Origin of the sequence: Pseudomonas sp. SMV71 (genome assembly GCF_052042015.1) — a bacterium.
Classification (GTDB): domain Bacteria; phylum Pseudomonadota; class Gammaproteobacteria; order Pseudomonadales; family Pseudomonadaceae; genus Aquipseudomonas.
The window spans coordinates 1-2,992 of sequence record NZ_JBKGGU010000047.1 but is presented as its reverse complement, the minus strand read 5'-3'; the positions used below and the strand labels follow the sequence as shown (position 1 = coordinate 2,992).

The following is a 2,992-nucleotide window of genomic DNA, read 5'->3' as shown; positions in this document are numbered from 1 at the left end:
AGCTCAGAGTCTGCAGATTGCTTGGGTGTTATATGGTCAAGCCTCACGGGCAATTAGTACAGGTTAGCTCAACGCCTCACAGCGCTTACACACCCTGCCTATCAACGTCGTAGTCTTCGACGGCCCTTCAGGGAGCTCAAGGCTCCAGTGAGATCTCATCTTGAGGCAAGTTTCCCGCTTAGATGCTTTCAGCGGTTATCTTTTCCGAACATAGCTACCCGGCAATGCCACTGGCGTGACAACCGGAACACCAGAGGTTCGTCCACTCCGGTCCTCTCGTACTAGGAGCAGCCCCTCTCAAATCTCAAACGTCCACGGCAGATAGGGACCGAACTGTCTCACGACGTTCTAAACCCAGCTCGCGTACCACTTTAAATGGCGAACAGCCATACCCTTGGGACCGGCTTCAGCCCCAGGATGTGATGAGCCGACATCGAGGTGCCAAACACCGCCGTCGATATGAACTCTTGGGCGGTATCAGCCTGTTATCCCCGGAGTACCTTTTATCCGTTGAGCGATGGCCCTTCCATACAGAACCACCGGATCACTAAGACCTACTTTCGTACCTGCTCGACGTGTCTGTCTCGCAGTCAAGCGCGCTTTTGCCTTTATACTCTACGACCGATTTCCGACCGGTCTGAGCGCACCTTCGTACTCCTCCGTTACTCTTTAGGAGGAGACCGCCCCAGTCAAACTACCCACCATACACTGTCCTCGATCCGGATGACGGACCTGAGTTAGAACCTCAAAGTTGCCAGGGTGGTATTTCAAGGATGGCTCCACGCAGACTGGCGTCCACGCTTCAAAGCCTCCCACCTATCCTACACAAGCAAATTCAAAGTCCAGTGCAAAGCTATAGTAAAGGTTCACGGGGTCTTTCCGTCTAGCCGCGGATACACTGCATCTTCACAGCGATTTCAATTTCACTGAGTCTCGGGTGGAGACAGCGCCGCCATCGTTACGCCATTCGTGCAGGTCGGAACTTACCCGACAAGGAATTTCGCTACCTTAGGACCGTTATAGTTACGGCCGCCGTTTACCGGGGCTTCGATCAAGAGCTTCGCGTTAGCTAACCCCATCAATTAACCTTCCGGCACCGGGCAGGCGTCACACCCTATACGTCCACTTTCGTGTTTGCAGAGTGCTGTGTTTTTAATAAACAGTCGCAGCGGCCTGGTATCTTCGACCGGCGTGGGCTTACGCAGCAAGTGCTTGACCCTCACCGGCGCACCTTCTCCCGAAGTTACGGTGCCATTTTGCCTAGTTCCTTCACCCGAGTTCTCTCAAGCGCCTTGGTATTCTCTACCCAACCACCTGTGTCGGTTTGGGGTACGGTTCCTGGTTATCTGAAGCTTAGAAGCTTTTCTTGGAAGCATGGCATCAACCACTTCGTCACCCAAAGGGTAACTCGTCATCAGCTCTCGGCCTTGAAACCCCGGATTTACCTAAGATTTCAGCCTACCACCTTAAACTTGGACAACCAACGCCAAGCTGGCCTAGCCTTCTCCGTCCCTCCATCGCAATAACCAGAAGTACAGGAATATTAACCTGTTTTCCATCGACTACGCTTTTCAGCCTCGCCTTAGGGACCGACTAACCCTGCGTCGATTAACGTTGCGCAGGAAACCTTGGTCTTTCGGCGTGGGTGTTTTTCACACCCATTGTCGTTACTCATGTCAGCATTCGCACTTCTGATACCTCCAGCAAGCTTCTCAACTCACCTTCACAGGCTTACAGAACGCTCCTCTACCGCATCACTTACGTGATACCCGTAGCTTCGGTGTATGGTTTGAGCCCCGTTACATCTTCCGCGCAGGCCGACTCGACTAGTGAGCTATTACGCTTTCTTTAAAGGGTGGCTGCTTCTAAGCCAACCTCCTAGCTGTCTAAGCCTTCCCACATCGTTTCCCACTTAACCATAACTTTGGGACCTTAGCTGACGGTCTGGGTTGTTTCCCTTTTCACGACGGACGTTAGCACCCGCCGTGTGTCTCCCATGCTCGGCACTTGTAGGTATTCGGAGTTTGCATCGGTTTGGTAAGTCGGGATGACCCCCTAGCCGAAACAGTGCTCTACCCCCTACAGTGATACATGAGGCGCTACCTAAATAGCTTTCGAGGAGAACCAGCTATCTCCGAGCTTGATTAGCCTTTCACTCCGATCCACAGGTCATCCGCTAACTTTTCAACGGTAGTCGGTTCGGTCCTCCAGTCAGTGTTACCTAACCTTCAACCTGCCCATGGATAGATCGCCCGGTTTCGGGTCTATTCCCAGCGACTAGACGCCCTATTAAGACTCGCTTTCGCTACGCCTCCCCTATTCGGTTAAGCTCGCCACTGAAAATAAGTCGCTGACCCATTATACAAAAGGTACGCAGTCACCCAACAAAGTGGGCTCCCACTGCTTGTACGCATACGGTTTCAGGATCTATTTCACTCCCCTCTCCGGGGTTCTTTTCGCCTTTCCCTCACGGTACTGGTTCACTATCGGTCAGTCAGTAGTATTTAGCCTTGGAGGATGGTCCCCCCATATTCAGACAAAGTTTCTCGTGCTCCGTCCTACTCGATTTCACTTCTAAGATCCTTTCGCGTACAGGGCTATCACCCACTATGGCCGCACTTTCCAGAGCGTTCCGCTAAAATCAAAGAAGCTTAAGGGCTAGTCCCCGTTCGCTCGCCACTACTAAGGGAATCTCGGTTGATTTCTTTTCCTCAGGGTACTTAGATGTTTCAGTTCCCCTGGTTCGCTTCTTACGCCTATGTATTCAGCGTAAGATAACCAGCTTGTGCTGGTTGGGTTCCCCCATTCAGAGATCTCCGGATCAAAGTCTGTTTGCCGACTCCCCGAAGCTTTTCGCAGGCTACCACGTCTTTCATCGCCTCTGACTGCCAAGGCATCCACCGTATGCGCTTCTTCACTTGACCATATAACCCCAAGCAATCTGGTTATACTGTGAAGACGACATTCGCCGAAAATTCGTACGCTTGCTCAT

Annotated in this window: 1 rRNA gene; it reads right to left on the bottom strand. The window is 52.1% G+C overall.

Annotated features, from left to right (window positions below):
• Positions 1–32: 32 nt before the first annotated feature.
• Positions 33–2,924: ribosomal RNA gene (locus ACLEJQ_RS25685) — 23S ribosomal RNA — on the bottom strand.
• Positions 2,925–2,992: the final 68 nt, after the last annotated feature.